Here is a 5693-nt window from a genome sequence, read left to right on the forward strand (position 1 = left end):
CGGACGCGGGCCGCGGACGTCGCCGGGGCGGCCGCCCGGCCTGCCCGCGGGCGCGCGCGGCGGTTCGGGCTTGGCCTCGGATTTCAGTTTCTGTACGAGTCCACTTTTCAGTAGCTGGTCACGCAGGGAATCGGCCATGGCAGGTATTCGACGGCAAAGGCTAACGGCGGAACGGATCGGTCAGTAATGCGGCGGCGGCGGCTCAGTCGCAGGATCGTGGCTCAGGCTGGAGCGAACGACGCCGAGCTCGCTGCGCAGGCGGCGGAATTCCTCGCGCATATCCCCGAGCACGCGATCGTGGGCCGCGACCGTGGCGTTGAGCACGGCGACGGTCTCCTCGAGGAAGGCGAAGCGCACTTCCAGTTCGGTCAGGCGTTCTTCCAGGGTGGCGGCTATCGGCATGTCAGCCCAGCTTCTCGATCAGGTGGCGGCCATGGCGCGATCCTATCAGTCCTTGCGTCTCGCGTTCGGCCAGCCGGCGGTCGGCTTCGGCCATTTCGGCGACGAGCGCGGCGAAGGTCATGCGCGGCTGCCAGCCGAGCTCGCGCGCGGCGCGCGACGCGTCGCCGACGAGGGTGTCGACTTCGGCCGGCCGGAAATAGCGCGGATGGATGCGCACGACCACCTCGCCGCCCTGCAGGCGGCTGCCGGGCAGGCCGCAGCGCCGCACGCGCGCGGTCTGCTCCAGGCCGCTGCCGCTGAATTCCAGCTCCAGCTGCAGCGCCTGCGCGGCGAGCTCGACGAACTCGCGCACCGTGTGCTGGCTGCCCGTCGCGATGACGTAGTCGCACGGCTCGGCCTGCTGCAGCATCAACCACTGCGCCTCGACGTAGTCGCGCGCGTGGCCCCAGTCGCGGCGTGCGTCGAGATTGCCGAGATAGACGCACTGCTGCAGGCCGTAGACGCAGCGCGCGAGGCCGCGCGTGATCTTGCGCGTGACGAAGGTTTCTCCGCGCAGCGGCGATTCGTGATTGAACAGGATGCCGCTGCAGGCGTAGAGGCCGTAGGCCTCGCGGTAGTTCTGCGTGATCCAGTGCGCGTAGAGCTTGGCCACGCCGTAGGGAGAACGCGGATGGAACGGCGTGCTCTCGTTCTGCGGCGAGGCCTGCACCTGGCCGAACAATTCCGAGGTCGAGGCCTGGTAGAAGCGGGTGCGCTGCGTCAGCCCGAGTATCCGCACGGCTTCGAGCAGGCGCAACGTGCCGAGCGCGTCGGCGTTGGCCGTGAACTCCGGTTCCTCGAACGACACGGCCACGTGGCTTTGCGCGCCGAGGTTGTAGATCTCGTCGGGCTGCACCTGCTGCACCACGCGCAGCAGGCTCAGCGAATCGGTCAGATCGCCGTAGTGCAGATGCACCTTCGGTACGGCTTCGTCGAACTCGTGGTACAGATGATCGATGCGCTCGGAATTGAACGACGACGTGCGCCGCTTGATGCCGTGCACCTCATAGCCCTTGCCGAGCAGCAGTTCGGCCAGATACGCGCCGTCCTGACCGGTGATTCCCGTGATCAACGCCCGTTTGGTCACTTCTGCCCCTCCCTGGCCGACACGGCGATACCTCAGTGCTGCGCGACGCTGCGGCCGCGGCCTATGCCGTAATAGGCGAGACCGGCGGCCTCGACGGCGGCCGGATCGTAGATGTTGCGCCCGTCGAACACGGCCTTGTGCTTCAGGCGCGCGGCGAGCTGGCGGAAATCCGGACTGCGGAATGCCTTCCATTCGGTCACGACGATCAGCGCGTCGGCGCCGTCCAGCGCCTGCAGCGCCTGTTCGCAGAGGATCAGGTCGTCGCGCTCGCCGAAAATGTGCCGTGCCTCGTCGCGCGCCTCGGGATCGTAGGCGCGCACCGTGGCACCGGCGCGCCAGAGCTGTTCCAGCAGGCGCCGGCTCGGCGCTTCGCGCATGTCGTCGGTGTTCGGTTTGAACGCGAGCCCCCAGAGCGCGAACGTGCGGCCGCGCAGGTCGCCGCCGAAATGGCCGTCGACGAGCTCGAACAGGCGGTTCTTCTGCGCGTCGTTGACCTGCTCCACCGACTGCAGCAGACGCGGCTCGTAGCCGTGCGCGCGGGCGATGCGGTCCAGCGCCTGCACGTCCTTCGGAAAGCACGAGCCGCCGTAGCCGGCGCCCGGATAGATGAAGTGATAGCCGATGCGCGGATCCGAGCCTATGCCGTGGCGCACGAGCTCGATGTCCGCGCCGACGCGCTCGGCGATGTTGGCCATCTCGTTCATGAAGCTGATCTTGGTCGCGAGCATCGCGTTGGCCGCGTACTTGGTCAGCTCGGCCGAACGCACGTCCATCAGCACGATGCGGTCGTGGTTGCGGTTGAACGGCGCGTACAGGCGGCGCAGCAGCGCGATCGCGCGCTGGCTGTCGCTGCCGATGACGATGCGGTCGGGGCGCATGCAGTCGTTGACCGCATCGCCCTCCTTGAGGAATTCAGGATTGGAGACGACGTCGAAATCGATGGACACGCCGCGCTCGGCCAGCACGTCGGCGATAGTGTCGCGCACGCGGTCGGCGGTGCCGACCGGCACGGTGGACTTGTTGACGATGACGCTGCCGGCGCCGAGATGACGGCCTATCGTACGCGCGACCGCGAGCACGTGGCTCAGGTCCGCGCTGCCGTCCTCGCCGGGCGGCGTGCCGACCGCGATGAAGATGACCTCGCCATGGGCGATGGCCGGCGCGGCTTCGGTCGTGAACGCGAGACGGCCCGCGGCGTGGTTGGCCAGCACCAGTTCTTCGAGGCCGGGTTCGTAGATCGGAATCTGGCCCTGCTTGAGCCGCGCGACCTTACCGGCGTCGACATCGACGCAGACGACGGTGTTGCCCATTTCCGCGAGGCAGGTACCCGTGACCAGGCCTACGTAGCCCGTGCCGAAAACGGTGACGTTCATGCGCAGCAGATCCTCGGGAAACGCGGAATTTTAGTGCCCTGCCCCACGGATAGCCATCGAACCGCGGGAGTTCTTCGCATCATCGGTGGAGGCACACCGGCAGCGGCGCGCCGCTGCCGCAACGAAAAGGGGCGCGGCGATCCGCTCGCCGCGCCCCGGTCACGCCTTGCGCAGGAAACGCGCGATTACTTCTTGTCGCCCGCCTTGGCAGCCGGCTGGGCAGCCGGTTCGGCCGGGGCCGGCGGCACGATCTTGAGCAGCTCGACTTCGAACGTCAGCACGGCGTTCGGGCCGATCGGACCCGGGCCGTTCTCGCCGTAGGCGAGATTCGACGGGATGTAGAACTTGTACTTGGAGCCGACCGGCATCAGCTGCAGGCCTTCGGTCCAGCCCGGGATCACGCCCTTGAGCGGGAACGTCGCCGGCTCGCCGCGATCGACCGAGCTGTCGAACTTGGTGCCGTCGAGCAGGGTGCCCGTGTAGTGCACCTGGACGGTGTCGGTGTCCTTGGGCTTCGGACCCGTGCCGGCCTTGACGACTTCGTACTGCAGGCCCGACGCCGTCGTGGTCACGCCCTTCTTGGCCTTGTTCTTGGCCAGGAATTCGTCGCCCGCCTTCTTGTTGGTCTCGGCCTTGGCCTTCTCTTCCGCCGCGCGCTTGGCCTGCAGCTTGGTCATGAAGTCCTGTCGGATCTTCAGCGCTTCTTCCTGCGTCAGCGCGGTCTTGTCGCCCTTGACAGAGGCCTGCAGGGCCTGGATCACGACGGCCATGTCGATCTCGTCCTTGATCGAGGACAGGCCCTTGCCCACGTCCATGCCGACCATGTAGCTGACCTTGTCCTTCTCGGTCTTGAGTTCCTGGGCGAACGCGCCGCCGGCGGTGCCGAGCGCCGCGACGACCGCGGCAGCAGTCAGGCTCTTCTGCAGAAACTTACTCATCTAGCGATGCTCCTGAAAATGATGGTTAGCGGCCCGATGGCCGCTTAGGCGCTACGGGGCGGCGTATTGTGGAGACGGCGCGGGTTGAAGGCAAACGTCCGGCGGGCTGCGACCGCCCGGGCCCGGCGAAGTTCCCGGCGGCCTTCGCGGCAGCCCCCGGGCGGCCCGGAAACGCCGGCCGGGCCCGGCTGCTAGACTAGCCGGATGCTCAGATTCGATTCGGTCGCGCTGCGGCGCGGCAGCAAGCTGCTTTTTTCCGATGCCAGCGTTCAGCTCCATGCCGGGTGGCGCGTCGGCGTAACCGGACGCAACGGCGCCGGCAAATCCAGTCTGTTCGCGCTGGTCGCCGGCGAGCTCCAGCCGGATTCCGGCGACTTCACGCGACCGCGCGACTGGGTGCTGGCCCACGTGCGCCAGGAAACGCCGGCGCTGGCCACGAGCGGCATCGACTACGTACTCGACGGCGACCGCGAATACCGCGAGATCGAACGCGCGCTGACCCGGGCCGAAGCCGAACACGACGCGTTGACCCAGGCCCGCCTGCACGAACGCCTGCAGGCCATCGGCGGCTATGCGGCGCGCGCGCGCGCCGCGGCGCTGATGCACGGCCTCGGCTTCAAGCCCGGCGAGGAACAGCGCAGCGTCGCGGAGTTCTCCGGCGGCTGGCGCATGCGGCTGAATCTGGCCCAGGCGCTGATGTGCCGCTCGGACCTGCTGCTGCTCGACGAGCCGACCAACCACCTCGATCTCGACGCGGTGTTCTGGCTCGAGGACTGGCTGCGCCGCTACGAGGGCACCCTGCTGCTGATCTCCCACGACCGCGAATTCCTCGACAACGTGATCAGCCACGTGCTCGAGATCGCCGACGAGAAGGTCGAGCTGTTCGCCGGCAACCTGTCGGGCTTCGAGCGCAAGCGCGCCGAACGCCTCGTGCAGCAGCAACTGCAGTACGAGCGCCAGCAGCGGGAACGCGCGCACCTGCAGAGCTTCGTCGACCGCTTCAAGGCCAAGGCCAGCAAGGCGCGCCAGGCGCAGAGCCGCGTCAAGGCCCTCGAGCGCATGGTCGAGATCGCGCCGATCCGCGCCGCTTCCAGCATCCGTTTCGAATTCCGCGAACCCGAGGCGCTGCCCTATCCGCTCGCGCGGCTCGACGAAGCCTCGGCCGGCTACGGCGACCGCGTCGTGCTGGCCAACGTGAAATTCAGCCTCGTACCCGGCGACCGTATCGCGCTGCTCGGCGCCAACGGCGCAGGCAAGTCGACCCTGATCAAGCTGCTGTCGGGCACGATCGCCAACCGCAGCGGCGAGCGCTTCGAGGCCAAGGGCCTGCGCATCGGCTACTTCGCCCAGCACCAGCTCGAAACCCTCGATCCGCAGGCCAGCGCGGTCGAGCATCTCAAGCGCCTCGACGACAAGCTCGGCGAGCAGGCCGCGCGCGACTTCCTCGGCGGCTTCGGCTTCGTCGGCGATCGCGCTCTGGAACCCGTCGCGCCGTTCTCCGGCGGCGAGAAGGCACGCCTGTGTCTGGCTCTCGTGGTCTGGCAGCGCCCGAATCTGCTGCTGCTCGACGAGCCGACCAACCATCTCGACCTCGACATGCGCGAGGCCCTGACCGAAGCCCTGAACGGCTTCGATGGCGCCGTCGTGCTCGTCGCGCACGACCGCGCGCTGATCCGCACCTGCTGCGAGACCCTGCTGTTCGTCGGCGGCGGCCGCGTGCAGCCGTACGAAGGCGATCTCGAGGACTACGCCCGCATCGTGCTGCGCCAGAACGCCGAGACGGCGACGGCCACCGCCGCGCCGGCCGCCGCCGGCAACGCGCGCAAGCCGGACCGCCGCGAACGCGCCGACCAG

Annotated in this window: 5 protein-coding genes; 1 reads left to right on the plus strand and 4 read right to left on the minus strand. The window is 68.3% G+C overall.

Annotated features, from left to right (window positions below):
- Positions 1-180: 180 nt before the first annotated feature.
- From NON22_RS19365 to bamJ, 4 genes are all read right to left on the minus strand, one after another.
- The gene (locus NON22_RS19365; protein WP_257388613.1) at positions 181-402 is read right to left on the minus strand and encodes a SlyX family protein; all 222 of its coding nucleotides are present in this window, start codon (positions 400-402) and stop codon (positions 181-183) included.
- A gap of 1 nt (position 403) precedes the next feature.
- On the minus strand, positions 404-1528 hold the full coding sequence (gmd, locus tag NON22_RS19370) for a GDP-mannose 4,6-dehydratase (RefSeq protein ID WP_257388614.1): 1125 nt from the start codon (positions 1526-1528) through the stop codon (positions 404-406).
- 32 nt (positions 1529-1560) lie between these two features.
- Positions 1561-2901 carry a UDP-glucose dehydrogenase family protein gene (locus NON22_RS19375; protein WP_257388615.1) on the minus strand — a complete coding sequence of 447 codons (1341 nt, stop codon included), beginning with the start codon at positions 2899-2901 and terminating at the stop codon, positions 1561-1563.
- A 185-nt stretch (positions 2902-3086) separates the two neighbouring features.
- The gene (gene bamJ / locus NON22_RS19380; RefSeq protein ID WP_257388616.1) at positions 3087-3839 is read right to left on the minus strand and encodes a BamJ family beta-barrel-assembly machinery protein; all 753 of its coding nucleotides are present in this window, start codon (positions 3837-3839) and stop codon (positions 3087-3089) included.
- A 204-nt stretch (positions 3840-4043) separates the two neighbouring features.
- On the opposite strand from bamJ, the gene NON22_RS19385 reads away from it, so the two are divergent.
- Positions 4044-5693: ATP-binding cassette domain-containing protein (locus NON22_RS19385; protein WP_257388617.1), on the plus strand; the 1650-nt coding region annotated here is incomplete at its 3' end.

The sequence above is a fragment of the Tahibacter caeni genome, assembly GCF_024609805.1.
Classification (GTDB): domain Bacteria; phylum Pseudomonadota; class Gammaproteobacteria; order Xanthomonadales; family Rhodanobacteraceae; genus Tahibacter; species Tahibacter caeni.